This is a genomic window from Falsochrobactrum shanghaiense, assembly GCF_003149535.1.
GTDB classification, from domain to species: domain Bacteria; phylum Pseudomonadota; class Alphaproteobacteria; order Rhizobiales; family Rhizobiaceae; genus Brucella; species Brucella shanghaiense.
This window is the reverse complement of the sequence record NZ_QGDB01000015.1, coordinates 1-19,650: the sequence shown is the minus strand read 5'-3', so window position 1 is coordinate 19,650 and position 19,650 is coordinate 1. Positions and strand designations below refer to the sequence as shown.

Here is a 19,650-nt window from a genome sequence, read left to right as displayed (position 1 = left end):
TGAAATCACTGCCTTTGCCACGACTTTTACCGATTTGCGCGCCAAAAGCAATAAGCTTCGATAAGCTATACTTATCGGCGGTAATAAAATAGCATGGGAAAAGTCCGGGTGACGAAAATGAACCCATCGATCGCATTCGTTTGGTAAAAATTAGTATTGATTTCTGAAGTTTTATCTGAAAACGGCTGCCAGTCCAATGCGTGTCGGGGGGGTAAGCGGGGCATATTTGGTGGCGGTGCCATTTTGCTGAGCGGTGTTGTCACGTTAACTGGGCTACAGTTGCCTGCCTGACGGTTTGGGCGTAAATTTTGGCGATGCAGACATCAGATATCATCTTCAAGCGTCACCGTTTTCCGCCACAGATTATTGCTCATGCGGTGTGGCTTTATCTGCGGTTCAACCTTAGTCTGCGTGAAGTTGAAGAAATGCTGCTTGAGCGTGGAATTGACGTATCATACGAGACAGTTCGTCGTTGGATCGCCAAGTTCGGACCCCAGATCACACGCAACTTGCGGCGGCGTCAGGCGCGCCCCGGCGATATTTGGTATTTGGACGAAGTGGTCGTCAAATGCGCTGGAGAGAAATTCTGGCTCTGGCGTGCGGTGGATCAACATGGCTCCGTTCTCGAAGAAATCTTGCAGAAGCGGCGTGATAAAAGGGCGGCAAAGCGACTGCTCGTGGCGTTAATGAAGCGCTATGGCTTTGCTCCCAAACGGATCATCACCGATAAGCTCCGCTCCTACGGTGCAGCAAAGGCAGAAGTGGCACCCGGCCTTGACCATTGGTCGCACAAGGGCCTCAATAATCGGGCCGAAAATAGCCATCTGCCGTTTAGGAAACGGGAGCGAACCATGCAAGGTCATCGGTCGCCTGGAGCGTTGCAACGGTTCGTCTCCATGCACTCGGCGACCCGCAATTGTTTCTCTGTTCCATCTCGTCGCCGAGCCGCACACACAATTCGCTACCATCGCCTCGAAGCTTTCGATGCATGGAAAATTGCGGCCTGTTTCGCCTGAATATCTACGAGCCACGGGCCTTTCCGGTCAGAGAAACTTAACGTGACAACACCCGTTGCCGATATTGTTTCGCGCGTCGATCGGATAAAAGTCCATTGTTGCAGGTATAGGCTGTGAGCAGATGTCGGAGCGCTGAACTTGGGGTTTCAGCAAAGGTGTCACCCAGGCGTGACGCTCTTGGTAAAAGCGTTTTGGCAAGCAATTCGATCCATGCGCCGTGATCGCTTGCCGGGGGAATGTGGCGCTGCAGCAGGTCGACCGCCGCCAGCTCATGATCCTCATAATCAGGATTTGCAGGGCATCTATCAGTCATGATGTTAATATTCCACAGTGGCCACTCGGCTGGCTGGAGCTATATTGTCATAAGGGTTGCAAGAGACTGTACTAATTATCTATAAAGTTTTTTGGGGATTTTCTATCGGGGGAGGGCATCATGAAGTTCGGTTTACTATTGAGCGGCCTTTTCCTGCTCTTTTCAGAACCTACGTGGGCCAGCAGCCAATGCAATCCTGATATTAAACCTGTAGCGGCAGATGAACTGGCCTATAGGGATCGTGGTGACCGATGCGAGGGCCTGTTCGTTCAGAAAGTTTCTGCGACGGGGCTGCGGGTTGCGGCATTTCACAAGAGTGCAGCAACATTTGACGAAAATGCGCTGGCGCTCAACATCAACGTGAGCGGCCATTCCGGCAACAAGCAGCTGTCGGTCACGTCGTTGCGTCCAAACCAGTATTATCGGATGGACGCTTCTTTCGAACAGGACAATTTCAGTTTGCCGCTTGAACTGTTGCGTCACCCGCAAATTGACATCAAGCCGCAGGAACTGGCCACCATCATCTGCGTCAAGGATTGCCAGTCTGCGGTACCGACGCTTGTTGCGGCCTCGTTTGCGGACGAGGACAATGCCAATCCATATGTTGCGCTCGTCGCCAATCTGGAAATCTTTGAACTTCGTGTCACCATCAGGGATGAGGAAACGGGCGAGGTTCTGCATGACAAGGAAATGCTTGGCAGCCGGACCTGGCCGGCCGGTCGGCCCGCGACCTTTCCGCTAAAACCTTATTTTAAGGGACGCAATGAAGTCCGTATGGAAATCGTTGCAGCCGGTCGCGGAAATGAGCTGATCGACAGCGTGTCGATGCGTTTACAGAGCCGATGATGATGGGCTGGGGCCTTCGCCTGCGGCAACGGTTTCAAAATGCTGTCAAGCGGGCCAGACAAAGACTTGGCTGGCATGTTCTGGCTTTTGCGGTCATCTTGCTGTGCGCGGCATTGATCGTGCTGGAACTCGTCCCCAGCAGAACATTTGTCAGGACGACGTTCACAGCCACAATCGAAACACAAGAAGTCAGGTTTCGGCTCGGAGAACAGCAAGCCGCCCTTACGGGCATATCGGGTAATCGCATCCTCGCGCGCGAACTGGTACCCTCCCCGGGGGAGGCAGAGGTGGTCCCCTTCGATCTTGGCGATCCGTCAGAACCGACGCATTCCAGTGCGAACGGCGATCTGGAACTGCTGGCGCAGGCGACTGACGCTTATCTTGAAATAGATCGTCTCTGGCTGCCTCCGCATACTGCCGTGAAGATTGCGAGTGGTGGCGAAGGCTCGACATTGGCCTTGGAATTCATCGAAACAGGTGCCGATGACCCGATTGATGTCCGCTTTGTATGGCGAGGAGCTATTGCTTCATCGCAGGATGCCGCCCCAACATTGGTGGGGTCACGCATCTGGCAGGCCGACAAGCCGTCGCTGACGATAGACGAGGCACGGATAAGGGGCCTTGTTCCCGTTCCCATTCATATTACCAATATTGCTTTCGACAGGGTGTTGTCGGGGGATGAATATCAAAGCCCGGTCAGTGCGGTCATCAGCGGTGAACTCCAGTTCGACATTGCCGGCTTTCCCGGCAGGCCGCACACCATCCGCGAAGGAGAAACCCTTTCATTCGATGGGTTGAAAGCGCAGATGCTGAACCTTTCCCAGTCGGATAAAGGCTTTCGGTTCTTGCTCATCGGCTCCGCTGACGCCGTATCCCTGGGTTTTCTGACCAACCATCGCGATGTGCAGCCGTCCATGCTGAATGCTATTCTGGCGCGTGAGAGCCTGACAATCCTCGCTTCAGCGCTGTTTGCAATGTTGCTTGCGCTTATGGGAGCCATCAATTTCGGGGGAAAGAAATGACCGCACGATTGCTGATACAGTTGATTGGCTGGGTGGCCTTGTCAGTGCTCGCTCTCACCACGCTGGCATGGGCGCAGGACACGGATAATGCAGGTAAAGGCATTACCGCCAAACAGCTTGTGGTCATGGTGGATGGCCGTTTTCCGACTTCCGGTGCGCTTACATCCGGTGCCGGTATCGTCGTCGGGCGAAAAGGCGGTCTCATATATATCGCCACGGCAGGCCATGTCGTCCGGGATCTGATGGAGGAAGCAGAAAATATCCGGGTCCAGTTTCCCGATCGTCCGGGTCTGGAGGTAAGCGCTACGATTTTTCCAGCCAGTTTCGACAAGGGAATTGATGTCGCTTTGCTGATAGTGCCGCAGTCTGAAGCGCCAGAAACAATCGCCAGCCTGGAGGTGTTCCCAACGGCTCGTATGTCTTCGGAAATCCAGGCGGGAGAGGGTGTTTATCTGTTTGGCCAACCCGGCGGCAAGGTCTGGAGCGGCAATGGTTCCCCGGAAAAGGTGCAAGCTTCGCGCACGACCGAGCTTGAAGTGGAATCGAATACGGTTATTCCCGGTCTTTCAGGCGGCGCTGCTCTTGACGAAGGCTTGCGGATCGTTGGCATCATAGTCGAAACAGATAATGGCGTTGCAAGGTCCATACCCATCCGCTTTCTCAAGGAAATCATCGAGGGCGGTGGATACCCATTCATGCTCGCAGATGCAGAAGCGGCTCTTCCCGATATAGAGATCGATCCACTCGAAGAACTCACCAAGCGCGGCTATAAACTGAGTGGAGACCCAATAGTGACGGTTGTCGAGTTCGTCCGCGCACTGGAAATGGGGCGCGGCAAGGATGCGGAGCTTTTCATAGCTGCCGGCGTGCCTCTCGACCCGGATGCCCTGGCCAGCCGTGTTGCGGTTCCAGCGGATATGGTCGACGCTCTTCTTCATAACAATCTGATAAGAAGCAGGAGTGATGCCACTGTTCTGGATTGGTGCCGCGGCCTCGTCAGGGCAGATGGCAACGATATAGCGTCTTCTTACATGGCTGGCCGGTTTGCGCGCTTTGATAACAGCTATCTGTTTCAGACGGCATGCAAGGATGAAGCGCCCCGGATAAAGCAGCTTTTGACGAAACAAATCCAGCGACATGAGGAATGGCTGGAGAATGTCAAAAAAGATGAAGCGCGTCTAAAGGAAATACAGAGGGTTTGCCGTGATGTGATGGCTGAGAATGCGCCGCTCAGTGTAATGGCGGAAAACTTATACAAGGCCGCGCATGAGCAATCCTATGATGCTCTGGATTTAGAGGAATTGGGCGAAGCAGCAACGAAGATCATCCACCAGAAGTTTGGTGGCGGTGAACATATGGTCTTTAATTCTTATGCCTATGACGATTATGGTTTTGCCAAAAGTGCGCCAACCCAGAACCAGCGGCTCGCCTATGTGTACAGGGAAATAGATGAAGCAGCTTGGGCAACGGCAAACGGGGCGCATATTCGAGGCAATGCGATCTATTACGGTAATAAATTATATAAAACCATCCCGGAATTATATGCCGATATTGCTCCCATGGCGATTCATGAAAGTTGCAACAAGAACATAAGATTTATAAATCCAAACAGATCTGCGCAGTCTTCTTATGAGGATGCCAGACACATTATGAAGTTGCTTGGAGGATAGCCAAGCCTCTTGGCGGGTATCCCGAATAGGGCATTATTTTTGCTAACGGTGGAGCTTATGCATCCACGCCGTGACTGCAGGTTGAAATTCGGAACAAAAACAGATGGGCCGGCCATTTGCTGGCCACGACGATGCTGGGCAGCGCAGTTGGGATTATCTCTATTTGACTGAGATCGACATGATAGTCTGGATGAAGCCATGCTGATGGATCTGAATCGGCGTATTATTGAGCGGTGGCAGTTTCGAGAGAAGCCGGGCCTGCCTTGCAACCGACAGCTTGTGCGCGCGGTCAATCATTTTTTTCCGCCCAGCAATCCCGCCTTGTTCTCATCACCGAAAACGCCGGTCGCCCCCTCAAGGAGCTGGTCTTTCCACTGCTTAATCTGGTTGGCATGCACGTCGAACTGCTGGGACAATTCCACCAGTGTCTGCTCGCCTCGAATGGCGGCAAGCGCCACCTTTGCCTTGAAAGTCGGGCTGTGGTTCCGGCGTGGTCGTCTCGTCATGGTATCTCCTGTTCTCGGCATCTAAGCCGAAGTCAGGCAGAAATTCCACTTATCTCCGCTGTCCAGATTTCCCGAACCACCTCTCTCCACGTCCAACTGACAACTAGAAGAAGTCGTCGAGCTTGCTCGAATGGTTCAGGTCTGAACTCCGAACGTCCTTTACAGCTTTTCCCTTGGAAAACAGGACCGCTCTATGGGTGACCGACGCGATAAACTCGATATCCTGCTCGACAACCAGGATCGAAAGGTCTTTCTCCTTCGCCACCTTCCGCAAGAAATCCTCGATTTCAGAGACAATCGACGGCTGGATACCTTCAGTCGGCTCGTCGAGCAGCAAGACCTTGGGATTGCCCGCCATCGCGCGGGCGAGGGCGAGAAGCTGTTGTTCACCGCCGCTCAGAGCACCGCCTTTTCGGTCCAGAAGGCGCTCAAGTTGCGGGAAATCGGCGACCGCCGCAGCTATGAGGTCGTCCGCATTGCGTTTGTGCGCCAGTCCGCCGACTGTGATGTTCTCGCGAACGGTCAATGAGGGGAAAATCTCACGCCCCTGCGGCACGTAGCCAATTCCGCGCCTTGCTCTCGAGAACGAGTTCAATGATGTGACATCCTGGCCATCAAGGGTGAGCGTCCCAGACTTTGTCGGCAGCAACCCGACGATCGACTTGAGAAGCGTGGTCTTGCCCATGCCATTGTGGCCGATCAGGCCGACAACCTCGCCTTTCGAAACCGAAAGCGTGCTGCCCCACAGGACGGGGATCCGGCCGTAGCCGCCATGAAGGTTTGTGACTTCGAGAACCGCCTGCATGTCTATGCTCCCACCCGGGCCTTCCCGAGATACGCGTCGCGCACCTTCGGATCGGCCATTACCTTGTCCATTCGGTCTTCGGCGAGAACCTTCCCGCGATGGAAGACCGTCACCTGCTCGGCAATCCGCCCAACGAAATGCATGTCGTGTTCGACCACGATGATCGTGTGCTTGCCACGCAGCCGGCCAAGCAACTCGGCAAGCTGGTCGACCTCTTCAGGCGTCATGCCCGCCGCCGGTTCGTCCAGGAGAATGATGCGCGGGCTGGTGATAAGGACCAGACCCAGCTCGACGATCTGGCGCTGGCCGTGTGCAAGAATTGCTGCAGGCCGCTCAGTCAGTTTCTTAAGCGACATGTCCGTGAGGACCTTCTCTGCCGCATCGCGGGCGTCGGCTGGCCGCATCGTCTTCATTGCCGCGACCTCAAGATTTTCGCGAACGCTCAGGTTTTCAAAGAGGTTGGGAACCTGGGTCTTCGTGGAGACGCCGAGATGGGAAATTCGGGACGGGTTCCATCCAGTCACGTCAGTTCCATCGATCAGGATCTGCCCTTTCGTTGGAGTTATCTGGCCACTCAACATCTTGAAGAATGTGCTTTTTCCGGCGCCGTTGGCGCCGATCAGGCAACGCAGCTCTCCTTCTGCGATGGAAACATCCACACCGGCGACAGCCGCAACGCCATCGTATTTTTTCCAAAGATCACGTACTTCGACTAGCATCACGCTTTCTCCTCGCCACGACGTGCGATCCGACGCCATGCACTTGTTGCGCTCGGAACAAGTCCCTTGGGAACCACCAGAACGAGAGCCAGGAAGATGCTGCCAAGGACGATCATCGGTTCGAGAATTTTCGTGTCGCCAAGCCAGGTGATGACTGCTTGGATCAGCGCGGCGCCGATCATCGGGCCGACGAGTGTTCCTAGGCCCCCCATGACGACCCAAACGATGACTTGGGCGCTGAAACCGAGTGAAAACACGCTAGGTCCGATGAAGTTGCCCCAGGCCGCGAAAAGCGCGCCAGCGAAGCCTGCGATACCGGCGCCGATACAGAACGTGCCAAGCCTGTAAAGGCGAACATCGTATCCGAGCAGCTCGGCGCGCAGTTCGTTTTCACGAACGGCGGCCACGACGCGGCCGAACTTTGCGAGCATCAGAACGCGGAGCAACAGATAGACGATCAGCAGCGAGAAGGCGGCGACGTAGAAGAACTGACCGTAGTCGAGCTGCTGATCGGGTGCGAACGGGACGTTGATGGACGGGACAGTCGGAATGCCGTTGTAACCCCCGATCGGCGCGGAGCCGATCGTGAATTCAGCACCGGACGAGCTGTTGACGACGTTATAGAGGATGAGTGCAAGGATGAGAGAGATCACGCCAAAATAGACGTCGCTCACCCGTCCGTAGAAAGTGAAGTAGCCCACCAGCGCGGCGACGATTGCCGGTACAGCGACCGCCATGAGAAGTGGCATGGTGCTGCTGCCTTCGTTGATCGCATAGAGCGCGTAAGTATAGCCACCGATCCCGAAGAATGCGGCCTGGCCGAAGCTCAGGATCCCGCCGATGCCCCAGACAAAGCCGAGGCTGAGAGCCAGCATAGCCATGATCAGATATACCGATACGCTGTAGATCGTGTAGATCTCGGTGACGATCGGCAGGGTGAGAATGACTGCGGTTCCGGCGACAGCGATTGCGCCGAGTTCGATACAGTTTTTCGATTTCATCAGACGCCTCGCTTGAAGTAGCGGCCGGTAATACCGGCAGGCAAGATACGGAGCATGACTACAGCGACCGCCAGAAGGGCCGCTTCGCCGATGACAGGCGTCGAGAAGACGGTGGTGATTTCACTGATCAGGCCAAGGAGGCTCGAGGAGAAGAATGTTCCGGTCAGAGCCAGCGGCCCTCCGCTGATCACCGTGATGAAGGTCTTGCCGATATAGGTCGCGCCCATCACCGGCTGGACGCCGGTAAGGGGTGCGATGACTGCGCCCGCGAGGCCGGCGAGGGCCGATCCCAATCCGAACGTCGCCATGTAGACGTGGTTGACGTTCAATCCTACCGCAGCCGCCATGGAGGGGTTTTGCATCGTTGCGCGGAGCTTCAGACCGAAATTGGTGAAGCGGAAGACCGCGAACAGGCCGGCAAGAAGGACGATGGCCACGACGATGATGAAAATATTGTAACCAGCAACACTGTATTCGCCGATGCGGAAGTCCGAAAGGAGCGGAGCGATCCCCGGCTGATTGTAGCCGAAGACGACGCTGGCGATGCCCGTGAGCACAAGGCTCAGGCCCCATGTAGCAAGGATGGTGTCCACCAGCCGACCGTAAAGGCGCCGGATGATGAGGCGTTCGACGACAACACCCAATAGTCCGACGGAAACGGGGGCGATGACAAGCATCGCCACCCACGGATTTACGCCCGCGTGAACGCTCAGGATGAAGGCGTAACCGCCCAGCATCAGGAACTCTCCGTGGGCGAAGTTGATCACGCGCATCATCCCGAAGATTATGGCCAGACCCACACTCGTCAGAAAAAGGCTAGCCACTGCAAAAGCGAGCCCTATTAACGTTACGATGATTGAGCTCATTTCTGTCTCCCAGTGACTAGAGTCGCAGCATTACTGCATCGCGCCGAACTGCTTGTTTGTCTTAGGTTCGGCGATCAGGTCGCAGCGATTGTCGGCGCCGGTTGGGGAGACCGCATCCCACTTCTCAAGGATCGCCACCTTTCCGCCCTTGACCTCGCCAAGGTAGACGTTCTGGGTGCAGTGATGGCTCTTTGCGTCAATGGTCACGACACCATTCGGCCCTGACGCAGAGATGCCGGTTTCAAGCGCTGCAATAACCGGGTCACGGTCTGGGCTGCCTGCCTTATTGACGGCCTCCGCCCAGAGGAGGACCGCATAGTAGTCGGCCGGCGCAATAGTGCTATCCACCGTCTTGCTGCCGAACTTAGCCGCGTATTTGGCACGGAAATCCGCAGCTTCAGGCGTATCGATCTCGTCGAAATAGCTGCCGACCGCGATGATCCCTTCGCTGACTTCCGGCGGCAGGCGCTGCAATTCGCTGGCGTGCTGCAGAGTGCTCGAGGACATGCCGATTTGCTTGTTCATGCCAGCCGATGCCCACTGCCCGTAGAAGGACTCGTGCGCCGGGCCGACGAAGATGTTGTGGATCCAATCGGGCTTCAGGCTCTGGATCTTCGCGATTGCTGCGGAGAAGTTGTTAACCTCGAGGGGGAAGAATTCCGATCCGAGGATTTCACCACCTGCGTCGCCTGCGATCTTGCGAATCCAGTCGTTCGAGAGGTGACCGAAGTTGTAGTCGGCGGCCACCACGTAGCCCTTCTTGCCGAACCGCTTGATCATGTAGGGGATCTGCTCGACCAGCTGCTGCTGTGGCGTCGAGCCGACCACGAACGTATTGCGGTCGCACACACCGCCTTCATAGACGGTATTGTAGAAGTAGAGCGTCTTGCCGCGATTGAGCACGGGACGAACAACCTCGCGCGATGCGCTCGTCACGGCGCCGAATACCGCAGCAACGCGGTCCTTCAGCATCAGCTGCTGCGCATACTGGCCGTAGAGCTGGGTCTGCGACTGTGTATCGTACGTGACCAATTCAACGGGGCGACCAAGGACACCGCCTTTTGCATTCAGTTCATCGACGGCCAGCTGAATGCAATTTGCCTTCGGCTTGCCATAGACCTGGAGCGGTCCGGTCATGTCCATGAGGAACCCGATCTTGATCGGGTCCCCTCCCTGGGCAAAGGCCTTTGGGAAGTTCGAGGTCATGGCCAGCAGCCCGATGCTGCCAGCCAGGAATTTACGACGTTCGACTTTCATAAGAACCCCTCTTTTAGGTCGTTGTTATGCGTTGATGAAAGACTGTCGGCTTATCTTGGGTCGATGGGCGTTCTTACCTCCGTCCGCGCTTCCAGGACTTCGCCGGCAGAAAGCAGGATGTCTTCACGGAATTTCGGCCCGATCATCTGGACGCCACACGGCAGGCCGTTGTGGACGTGGACAGGAGCTGAAATGCCGGGCAGTGAGAGCATCGGGATTGCCATCGCGCCCCAGTTCGCGCGAATGACCTCGATGCCTCGATTGATGTCGAGATAGTCAGCATCCTGTTCGAAAGGAGGCTCGGCCGAGATCGGAAGAAGCAGGATCGGGTATTCCTGGAAGATCTTCTGGACTTGAGCGATAAGCGTGCCCCGACGGGCATAGCCCTTCATGTAGTCTTCAAGCGTCGGCTTTTCCGGCCACCACTGCTGTGCGGCAGCAAAATAGGTGTTGAACACACCGCGAATGCCATCATCACCTTCCTTGTGCATGAAGGGAACTTCCGAGCGAAGTTCTTCGATACAGAGGAGGTACCAGAGCTTGTAGGCTTCCTCGAATGCGGGAACCCTGATCTCTTCGACCTGGTAGCCGGCATCTTTCAGCCAGCCGGCGGCCTTGTCGATCGCCTGCGCGACGCCCGGGTGCAGCTTGACGATTTCTTCGCCACGAACGACGCCGACCTTGATCGGACGACGGAGAGGTGCCCCGCTCAGGGGAGCCGGCGCAAACCACGGATCGCGCGGATCCGGCTTCGCCATCGCCTGGAGGCCGAGACGAAGGTCGGAAACGGAACGAGCGATCGGGCCCTGGACCCACATCGACTGGAAGGAGAGTGACTGGTCAGCCTCTGCAGGTCCGACCCAGCCCGAGACACGGCCGACAGTCGGACGCAGGCCGTAGATCCCACAGGCGTAGGCTGGGTAGCGGATGGAACCGCCGATGTCGTTTCCATGGCTGATCGGCACCATGCCAGCTGCGACGGAGGAGCTTGCACCGCCGCTCGAACCACCGGGGGTGTGCGCCTTGTTCCAAGGGCTCAACGTGCGTCCATAGACGTCGTTGTTTGCAAACCAGCGCAACGAGAACGCTGGGGTGTTTGTGCGGCCGACCATGATGCCTCCGGCATCACGAAGGCTTTTGACCTGCGGGCTATCAGCGTCAACGACCGCGTCCTTGAATGCAGGTACGCCATCGACGGTCGCGTGACCGGCTTGGTCCGTGTTCATCTTGATGGTGACGGGAACGCCATGGAGCGGACCGAGCTCGTCGCCGCCCTTGACCATGCGGTCGGCCTGATCAGCTGCCTTCAGTGCCTCGTCGGAGGAGAGCTCGACGATGGCATTGAGGGTCGGGTTGGTCTCCGCGATGCGGTCAAGCGAACTCTGGACCGCTTCACGAGCGGAGATTGCGCCAGTGCGAACGCGGTGCGCGATCTCGGTCGCAGTCCAGCGCCAGATTTCATTCCCAGTGTTGTTAGAAGGTGTGGTCATAGTCCCATCCGATCGTGAGTGTTTTCATCACTTGGTCTGGTGCCGCTCGAGGCGGCAACAGATCAGATCACTCCGGGAGAACTTCTTCGGACGCAAGCAAGCACGCATATTCATTTTCAGCGCGCAGGCCCTCTACCCGCCGCGCGAAGGTGCGCGGCGACTGGGAGGCGTCTAGGTTGTTCCCCTTATTATGTTTTTTTTCTAGCTAACTGAGTTAGCTATTTCAAGCGGTTTTTTGTGAGGGGCCGCATCAGCGACCCTTCAGGCTCCCTTCGAGCGAGTAGCTCGACAGGAGCTTGTTTGGCGTTGCCTTTGCGCGATCCCAATCGTAGGTCCTGAACGAGTTGCCTCGAGTGACGAATTTCGGACCCGAATAGAACATTTCGTACTGGACATGTCGCGAGGCGAATTCCGAACCGACAGCATCCCAGATGAGCTTAAAGAGCTTAATACGATCGAGGCTCGAGACCGCCGGCGAAATCTGAGTGTGCTTGATGAGCGTCTCGATGTCAGAATTCGTAAAATCTTCGACCGAGGACGGCAGCATGAGAAGTGCACCACCCGCGAGTTCGCGGATCGTGGCGATCACCTCCGGATAGATCTCCTGGCTCTGCACCTGCGCCGCATACAGGAGATGCGCATCCGGGATGTAGTACCCGTTCACATTACGTCCCTTGGCTTCCATGCCCCAGACAAGGCCTTCGATGGTGGCCGCTTGGGCAGCAAGACGACCGAGGGTCTCGGCGACCGCCGGCACGGTGATCGTGTTGATGACCTCTGCGATGCCGCGAGCCAAACCAACCAAGAAGCGCAGCTTTACGGCGATGCGGATCTCAGACTGATAGTTCGCGTAAACGTGCGCCGGAGTGTTGTGAAGCTGCTTGCGGCACATTGCGGTGTCGCGATGGACGAACACGCGCTCCCACGGAACCTTGACGTCATCGAAGAAGACGAGCGCGTCGTTCTCGTCGAAATTGGTCGAGAGCGGATAATCGAATTCCGAGCCGGCATGCTGCTCGTAAGACTTGCGCGACAGGAGCTTGATGCCTTTGGCATCCATCGGAAGCGCACAGGAGAACGCGAGGTGTTCTTCGCCTGGCTTCAACGGCTGACCGGTTCCGACGAAGATCTCGTTTGCCATGATCGCCGAGGTCGCGAACAGCTTGGCGCCACGAATTGTGATGCCTTCGCTGTCTTCGTCTACGATCCGGGCAACCATGTCTTCTGCACCCGGTCCCTGATCCCCATAGGCCTTCGAGCGGTCGCCTTGAACGTTGTTGATGACGTAGGTCATGAAGACGTCGTTGCGACGCGCTTCGTGGAACCAATCGCGAAATGCCTTGCCACGCGCCGGAGAATGCTCGTCGAAGATCTCTGCGCCCATGAACTGACCGCACATCGACGAGGCGACGTGAGCCGGATCCCGGCCAAGAAACCCGCCGGTAAGTTCGGACCACTCGGTCAGCGCCTTGCGGCGCTCGACCAGTTCCGCATAAGACCGAGGAAGCTGCCACGCACGATTCACGCGGTGCCCGTCACCGAGATCGAACGTCATGCGCTCGATATTTTCCGGAGCGGCCTGGTAGTCGTAGAGCATCGCAGCAGATTTGATCGCATTGCGATAAGCCGGATGCTCGGTCGCGTCGGTGATCACCTTTCCGTCGAGATAGATCTGACGACCGTCACGAACCGCATTGATATGGTCCTGGCCCGTTTTGACCATGGGCTTTGTCTCAAGTTTGTTAAGCATATACTGATGTTCCCAAAAGATAGAAGGGGTGATCACGCGGCCTGCCCGTAGGCGCCACGGAAGAAGAGCAGCGGACGCTTGTCCTTGTCCGCCATGAAATTTCGCACGCGGCCGACAAGGATCGTGTGGTCGCCGGCCGGATAAGCGGCTTCGGCTTCACAATCGAACCAGGCGATAGCGCCGGGAACCATCAGGGCTCCCTCCTTGCCTTCGATGAAGGCCATGCCGTCCCACTTGGGGCCACCGCGCGTCGCAAACCTGCCAGAGATATCGCGCTGGTCTTCAGACAGAACACTGACTCCGAAACCGCCGGTTGAGACCATTGCGTCATGGCTGCGAAGATTGGTGCCGAGACAGACAAGTAGCAGGGCGGGGTCGAGCGAGAGCGATGTGAACGAGTTGACGGTGATGCCGACTTTCGTGCCATCCTGACCAACAAAGCCTACGACGCAGACACCGGTTGCGAAGTGACCGAAGGCGTCACGAAGCTGTTTCTGATCGAATTCGGCAAGGGCTGTATCCATGCGTTCCTCCTCGTAGGTTTTCGCGCTCGATCAGTATGCTATCTAAATTAGCTTCATTTGCCAGCTATTTTTGCATGGCATTTAGAGCTAGCTGTTTTTGTGGATTTGCTGTTCGGGAGGGGGATCCTCTGATGTCACTCGGAGGATTGAAACCGCCGAGCAGGCTGCCAAGCACCGCGCTGAAAGCAGATGGAGGGCAGCGCGACCTCTATCACCTTTCGGTGAGGAAGCGGGTTAGATGGCGGCCTTCATTTTTGATTAAGCCTCTACACTCAGGCAGAGATATTTGACTTCGAGGTAATCATCGAGCCCGTAGCGTGATCCTTCACGACCCTAGCCAGACTGCTTGATGCCGCCAAACGGCGCCACTTCTGTCGAAATCAGGCCGGTATTGATGCCGACCATGCCGTACTCGAGCTGTTCCGATACGCGAGCGACGCGAGACACATCCCTGGCAAAGAAATAAGCCGCCAGACCGAATTCGGTGTTGTTGGCCAGCTCAATGACCTGTTCTTCGGTATCAAATTTGAAGAGTGGAGCAACTGGACCAAACGTCTCTTCACGTGAGACCCGCGACCCGAGATCCACGTCGGTTAGCAAGGTGGGCTCGAAAAAGAGGCCACCCGCAGCTGCCGGTTTACCGCCGACCAAGACCTTGCCGCCGCGTGAGACCGCATCGTCGATGTGCTCACTGACTTTCGCAACCGCTTTGCGATCGATCAACGGCCCAATCAGAACACCCGGCTCGAAGCCATCGCCAACCGGCAGTGCCGTAACGCGCTCTGCAAGCTTCTTGGCGAATGCATCATAGACGCTGGACTGCACGTATATGCGGTTGGCGCACACACAGGTCTGGCCATTGTTCCGGAATTTCGCGACCATGGCGCCTTCGACGGCCGCGTCGAGATTTGCGTCATCGAACACGATGAACGGTGCATTGCCACCGAGCTCGAGCCCGAGCTTGAGGATGTTCTCGGCGCCCTGACGCATCAGGATCTTTCCGACTCCCGTCGATCCGGTAAAGGTAAGCTTCCTGACAGTCGCGTTTTCGGTAAACTCTTTGCCAATCGACGGCGTGTCCGTCGAGGTGATCACGCTGAACAGCCCGCTTGGAAAACCTGCCAGCTCGGCGAGACGGGCCAGAGCAAGCGCCGACAGGGGCGTCTCGGCAGCGGGCTTCGACACCATTGCGCACCCTGCTGCGATTGCCGGTGCGAGCTTGCGAGCCAGCATGGCATTCGGAAAGTTCCAAGGGGTAATAACCGCGACCACACCGACCGGCTGTTTAATGACGGTCAGGCGCTTGTCCGCCTGATGGCCGGGTATGGTATCGCCATACACGCGTCGTGCCTCTTCCGAGAACCATTCGACATATGAAGCGCCATAGCGGATCTCACCCTCGGCCTCGGCGACGGGCTTACCCATCTCTGCGGTCAGCAGAACGGCGAGGTCCCGGGCGTTCGCGATGAGGAGGTCGAAAAGCGCACGGAGGGCATTCGATCGCTCTTTCGCGGTACGGCGTGCCCAGGCTTTCTGCGCCTTGTTTGCGGCCTCAATGGCGCGGGCCGCTTCTTCACGACCCAGATCGGGAAGCGTCGCGATGACTTCACCGGTCGATGGATTGGTGACATCAAATGTCTTGCCGCTCTGAGCGCTCGACACCTACTCGCCGGCGACAAGTGCCTTGTCCACCGCAATAGAAGGATTTGAGAGACGCGCCAGAAGGCTTTTGGAAAGTGTCATTTCACTGGTCCCGAATAGGTCTAGATTGGGTACGATCTCCCGGTCGCGCGGCAACCGGGGGAAGACAGCCTCAGTGGGCGGCAGCGCCCGAGAACAACTCTACTACGTTCGATCGAGTGACCTTGACCTTGCGGATCGAAGCCGGCGTGTTCCGCGAGCGCCCCACAAACCTTGGGACACCTGCGGTGACCACCGCCGCGACAGCGGGGACGTCACCGTTGCTGATCCCCGAGAGGGCATCATTCTTGGATCCACCATCGCAAGCATCGATGAGGACGATGTCGGCATCGCGTCCCGCTGCTAGAACTCCAGAGTTTAGTCCGTAGACACGGGCATTGTTTCCGGTAGCGGCCGCAATCGCCTGCACCGGCGACATGCCGCCAAGCGAGCACAGGTGCGTTATGGTGTAGAACATGCCAAGCGGCATAATTCCGGACCCAGTCGGCGTGTCGGTCGCTATAAGAAGGCGTTCAGGCATTCCCGCTTCATCCAGGAGCTTCGCTGTCAGAAGCGCCGTCCGGAGGTTGCCGGCGGTACAAAGCTGGAGCGCAATGTCCTTGCCCTCATTGACCAACGTTGCGAACCCTTCGTCAGGCATCGCCGTCGGCCCACCATTGACGTGGAATGACACATTCGGATTGGAACGCAGAACATGCTCTGCCCAAATACCTGACGATCCGGGGATGGATGACCCGCCTGTGTGCATAGTGGTGACGAAACCCTTCGCACGCGCCGCATTCATCAGCGGTGCATAGTCGAATGGTGTCGCGAAGCGTCCGAAACCTGCCTTGGCGAGCCAGACACCACCAGCGCGAAGCTCGTCCAGATCCTCGACGCGGAGATCCGGTTCGAGGATTACGGAGCCGGCATGCACTCTCATGCCGCCCGGCCTATAGCCCTCAAAACAGGCTCTTGCAGCCATTGCCAGGGCCTTCACACCCTGTGCGTCCGTCGGTCGGCCAGGCGTGTGGACTTCCGAGGCGGTAATCGACGTGGTCGTGCCGCCATGAACGTAGCTCTCGAGATAGCCAACGGTCCGCTGTCTCGGCGTGTAGTCGCCGAAAGTGATATGAACGTGACTGTCGATCAGGCCCGGCATTGCGGTCGTGCCTGCTGCGTCGATCACCACGTCGGCGCTCTCAACGAGCGAGGGATCTTTGGCGCCGAGGTGAACAATCTTGCCGTTGTCGGTGATGATACAGTCGCCTTGCGCGACAAGCGCATTGAGATCACCTGAGACAATCGTCCCGATATTGATGATTGCTGTACGCATCTCGGACTCACTTCAGGCCGTCGAAGGCCTTGACCTCTTCGTGCTTGAGACCACCGACACGAGCGTTGAGGCGACCGCGGTTTGCGGCGCAGAAGATCAGCGCGATCTCGTCGGCATGTGGAACATCGTTTGACAGGGTCACCGTCATCGCGCCGTAGTGACTGCGGACATAGACAGCGTCCTTGTGGTTCATCGGCACGTCGATCGACGAACCAGGTACGCCGACCTTCGTGAAGGACGAGATCCAGGCTACTGCACCACCAATCCGCTCACGGATGGGGTTGGCGAAAGTCGTGGTGAGCAGCATGTTTGCGTGCTCAAGCTCTCCGTTGATACCGACGATACCCGCCTTGCCGTAAGACTGAATTGGGTAGGAGCCCATTGCTTCGACAAGCATATCGCCGACGATCGCGCCGAGCTCCGCACTGGCTTCAACGAATTCCGTCAGATCTTCCTGATATTTGCCGACGAGCGGGTTGTTAACAACAATGGCCACCGCCGCGCGGCGTAGCCCTTCTTCGTGCCACTTGCCAGCCTCGAAGGAGCGGTCCTCTATCTGGACGAATTTGTTGCGAACCTTAATCATGGGTGCCTCCCGTCATTGATAACTGCCATCTATGTTTGCACTTAAAATTAGCTTTGTAAAGAAGAGAACTTGATGAGCTTATAAACTAAGCAATCCGGTGATGTAAGGGAACTGTTGGCCTTCTCGCTAATCCGGTTGGGAAGCAGGCGAGAGGGCCTTGACGGCCGTTGATTTAGATAACGCCTTGGCACATCCAGACGCCCGAGCACCTTGGCGGCACTTCATCACATCCATTAATTTTTTTGCTTTTTTTAAAAGCATAACAAATTTGCATTGTTGTCCTATGCATATCGTTCTAGGTATTTCGTGGATGCAACATTTGAGAGGTGCGAAGTATGGCAGCTAGAGCCGAGAAAACCCCTGCCAAGGACGGGGCGGAGAAGACTTCCAATCGCCCGCTAACGGTGTCTCGACACGAACTCCTGGTGAAAGGCTCCGACCAGGAGTTTCGTCGCCTCGTACACGCTTTTTTTGCATTCCTGACCCGCCACGAAACCATCCGATCGGGTCACGGCCGAGTTATCGGCCTTCCAGGGGTTGACTACACGATACTGATTTCGATTGGCCATCTCCAGGCCGACGGAGAGTCAGTCAACGTCAACCAGCTTGCCTCCTGCCTCCACCTCTCTGGCGCCTTTGTTACGACGGTGACGAACAAGCTTGTGAAACGCGGCCTAATTACAAAAGAGCCCGACCCGGAGGATCGCCGCAAAGTTCGGCTGTCGCTCACCGACAAGGCGTGGCGGCAGCTCTCGAAGCTTGCGCCCATCCAGCGGCAGGTCAACGATGTACAGTTCGGGCCGCTTCAGCCCGATGATCTCTCCTTTCTTGTAACGACGTTGGAGAAACTGATCGACAGCAGCGATCAGGCGATCAAACTGCAGGCATTCCTAACCTCGGCCCTGCCAGTGGACAACGACTAGAGTTGCAGCCGAACAATTTGAAAGGAACTTGCCATGGAGAGGCCTCGCACTGAAAAATTTAACCGAGGTCTTGCGACCCGCCGCGAAGTACTAGGGGCTGAGTACGTCGACAAGTCCATCGCTGCGGCCGATGTTTTCAACTGGCCGATGCAGCAATTGACGACGGAATATTGTTGGGATGAAATCTGGAACCGTCCAGGACTTGAACGGAAGACGCGTAGCCTTCTCAACCTTGCAATGCTCTCTGCTCTCAACCGGCCTCACGAGCTTAAACTTCATGTGCGTGGTGCGTTGAACAATGGCGTCACACGCGAGGAAATTCAGGAAGCATTCCTTCAAGTGGGGGTGTACTGCGGGATTCCGGCTGCGATAGAGAGCTTTCGTCTGGCCCAGGAGGTCTTGGACGAAATCGATCGCGAGACACCATCAACAGCGATCTGATATGAGAGTATTGAGAATGACTGCCGCCGCGGCAGGTCTGCAGCGGTTCGGATCAAAATTAAAGCTGCGCATCAACAGAAAATTCTGAGGGCACGTAAGGCAGTTGCGTCGTCATTGGCACTGACGCCGCTAGAACGACGTCAATGCCAAGCAGGTTTCCGCCTCGTCACGCTTCATATCAGTTCCTCGACGGTCGCGCCAAAGGGCGGGGCGGACACCGCCGGGATCTACAATCGGTTTTCCGCTGGCGCAAGTCAATGGGGATGAGCTTCTCCGCTCTTGAGCGGATCGAACCTTCAAATGAATTGATGAATGCGCAACCTACTGATTGTCTAGGATACGTTAGTCTGACGAGCGGCCATCTTTCGTTATTAGCCCGCGGAGCGAAATCTCACGGCAAAAGGATTGTCCTTCAGCGCGTTAGATGCCCCGCTCCGTCACCCAACTGCGGCATCATAACGGGTTCACTATCTTTGATCAGATGCCTCATATCGGCTACACCATATTCCTATTAGTCGGACGAGCGATTCTATCACTAGCCGTACAGCTGAAAATGAACCCCGAGGCATGATGGGCTGCAAGTGAACTTGGCATCCAATGTTGTACCACTTCGAGCTCCTACACCTGCAGAAGCCTAACGAGTTGCCAAACCGCGCAACTCGTTACCCTGATCTGCGCTATATGGGTTCGAAATCGCGGCTACTGCCGTGGATATTTGACACCTTGAATGAACTGGATTTCGAGAGCGTTCTGGATCCATTTTCCGGCACTGGATGTGTTGGCTATCTGTTCAAATCCATGGATCGCCGGGTGGTAGCAGAGGTGGTTCGGGAAATCTGGACAGCGGAGATAAGTGGAATTTCTGCCTGACTTCGGCTTAGATGCCGGGAACAGGAGAT

General features: G+C 56.5%; 18 protein-coding genes and 2 pseudogenes. 7 read left to right on the top strand and 13 right to left on the bottom strand.

The features are described 5' to 3' along the window. Window positions 1-314 precede the first annotated feature (314 nt). On the top strand, window positions 315-1,016 hold the full coding sequence (locus DKP76_RS18250; RefSeq protein ID WP_055661736.1) for an IS6 family transposase: 702 nt from the start codon (window positions 315-317) through the stop codon (window positions 1,014-1,016). Between the two features lie 37 nt (window positions 1,017-1,053). Here DKP76_RS18250 and DKP76_RS18245 read toward each other — a convergent pair whose 3' ends face one another. Then, window positions 1,054-1,329, bottom strand: coding sequence for a hypothetical protein (locus tag DKP76_RS18245; protein ID WP_109708079.1), 276 nt, complete (start codon window positions 1,327-1,329; stop codon window positions 1,054-1,056). 120 nt (window positions 1,330-1,449) lie between these two features. Between DKP76_RS18245 and DKP76_RS18240 the strand changes: the two genes are divergently transcribed. The 3 genes from DKP76_RS18240 to DKP76_RS18230 are packed head-to-tail and all read left to right on the top strand — an operon-like array spanning window position 1,450 to window position 4,867. Continuing rightward, a complete protein-coding gene (locus DKP76_RS18240) occupies window positions 1,450-2,175 on the top strand; it encodes a hypothetical protein (RefSeq protein ID WP_109708078.1) in 726 nt (241 codons plus the stop codon). Then, on the top strand, window positions 2,175-3,197 hold the full coding sequence (locus DKP76_RS18235) for a hypothetical protein (RefSeq protein WP_146198953.1): 1,023 nt from the start codon (window positions 2,175-2,177) through the stop codon (window positions 3,195-3,197). Before DKP76_RS18240 ends, DKP76_RS18235 begins: the two co-directional genes overlap by 1 nt. Next, entirely contained in the window at window positions 3,194-4,867 is a 1,674-nt protein-coding gene (locus DKP76_RS18230; protein ID WP_109708076.1) for a S1 family peptidase, read from the top strand. Before DKP76_RS18235 ends, DKP76_RS18230 begins: the two co-directional genes overlap by 4 nt. Window positions 4,868-5,113: 246 nt before the next feature. Here the strand turns inward: DKP76_RS18230 and DKP76_RS18225 are convergent. The 12 genes and pseudogenes from DKP76_RS18225 to DKP76_RS18170 all read right to left on the bottom strand — a co-directional run. Further along, window positions 5,114-5,373, bottom strand: a pseudogene (locus DKP76_RS18225) (transposase); the annotation flags it as partial. 103 nt (window positions 5,374-5,476) lie between these two features. Beyond that, window positions 5,477-6,178 carry an ABC transporter ATP-binding protein gene (locus DKP76_RS18220; RefSeq protein WP_109708075.1) on the bottom strand — a complete coding sequence of 234 codons (702 nt, stop codon included), beginning with the start codon at window positions 6,176-6,178 and terminating at the stop codon, window positions 5,477-5,479. Window positions 6,179-6,180: 2 nt separating this feature from the next. Then, the gene (locus DKP76_RS18215; protein WP_109708074.1) at window positions 6,181-6,897 is read right to left on the bottom strand and encodes an ABC transporter ATP-binding protein; all 717 of its coding nucleotides are present in this window, start codon (window positions 6,895-6,897) and stop codon (window positions 6,181-6,183) included. Then, a complete protein-coding gene (locus DKP76_RS18210; RefSeq protein ID WP_109708073.1) occupies window positions 6,897-7,898 on the bottom strand; it encodes an ABC transporter permease subunit in 1,002 nt (333 codons plus the stop codon). Before DKP76_RS18210 ends, DKP76_RS18215 begins: the two co-directional genes overlap by 1 nt. After that, a complete protein-coding gene (locus DKP76_RS18205; RefSeq protein ID WP_109708072.1) occupies window positions 7,898-8,764 on the bottom strand; it encodes a branched-chain amino acid ABC transporter permease in 867 nt (288 codons plus the stop codon). Before DKP76_RS18205 ends, DKP76_RS18210 begins: the two co-directional genes overlap by 1 nt. A 30-nt stretch (window positions 8,765-8,794) precedes the next feature. Further along, on the bottom strand, window positions 8,795-10,021 hold the full coding sequence (locus tag DKP76_RS18200) for an ABC transporter substrate-binding protein (RefSeq protein WP_199224858.1): 1,227 nt from the start codon (window positions 10,019-10,021) through the stop codon (window positions 8,795-8,797). A 50-nt stretch (window positions 10,022-10,071) separates the two neighbouring features. Next, entirely contained in the window at window positions 10,072-11,511 is a 1,440-nt protein-coding gene (locus tag DKP76_RS18195; protein ID WP_109708071.1) for an amidase family protein, read from the bottom strand. 250 nt (window positions 11,512-11,761) lie between these two features. Continuing rightward, window positions 11,762-13,261: a 4-hydroxyphenylacetate 3-hydroxylase family protein gene (locus DKP76_RS18190; protein ID WP_245410286.1), complete on the bottom strand. Its 1,500-nt coding sequence runs from the start codon at window positions 13,259-13,261 to the stop codon at window positions 11,762-11,764. Between the two features lie 32 nt (window positions 13,262-13,293). Next, entirely contained in the window at window positions 13,294-13,785 is a 492-nt protein-coding gene (locus DKP76_RS18185; RefSeq protein ID WP_109708069.1) for a flavin reductase family protein, read from the bottom strand. Between the two features lie 258 nt (window positions 13,786-14,043). Continuing rightward, window positions 14,044-15,447, bottom strand: a pseudogene (locus tag DKP76_RS18180) (NAD-dependent succinate-semialdehyde dehydrogenase). Between the two features lie 151 nt (window positions 15,448-15,598). Continuing rightward, window positions 15,599-16,801: an amidohydrolase family protein gene (locus tag DKP76_RS18175; protein WP_109708068.1), complete on the bottom strand. Its 1,203-nt coding sequence runs from the start codon at window positions 16,799-16,801 to the stop codon at window positions 15,599-15,601. A gap of 7 nt (window positions 16,802-16,808) precedes the next feature. Then, a complete protein-coding gene (locus DKP76_RS18170; protein ID WP_109708067.1) occupies window positions 16,809-17,387 on the bottom strand; it encodes an amino acid synthesis family protein in 579 nt (192 codons plus the stop codon). A gap of 335 nt (window positions 17,388-17,722) precedes the next feature. Between DKP76_RS18170 and DKP76_RS18165 the strand changes: the two genes are divergently transcribed. From DKP76_RS18165 to DKP76_RS18155, 3 genes are all read left to right on the top strand, one after another. Next, window positions 17,723-18,310 (top strand): MarR family winged helix-turn-helix transcriptional regulator, encoded by a 588-nt coding sequence (locus tag DKP76_RS18165; RefSeq protein ID WP_109708066.1) that lies wholly within the window; start codon window positions 17,723-17,725, stop codon window positions 18,308-18,310. 33 nt (window positions 18,311-18,343) lie between these two features. Beyond that, on the top strand, window positions 18,344-18,751 hold the full coding sequence (locus DKP76_RS18160; RefSeq protein ID WP_109708065.1) for a carboxymuconolactone decarboxylase family protein: 408 nt from the start codon (window positions 18,344-18,346) through the stop codon (window positions 18,749-18,751). 597 nt (window positions 18,752-19,348) lie between these two features. Continuing rightward, window positions 19,349-19,621, top strand: coding sequence for a DNA adenine methylase (locus tag DKP76_RS18155; protein ID WP_342587846.1), 273 nt, complete (start codon window positions 19,349-19,351; stop codon window positions 19,619-19,621). Window positions 19,622-19,650: the final 29 nt, after the last annotated feature.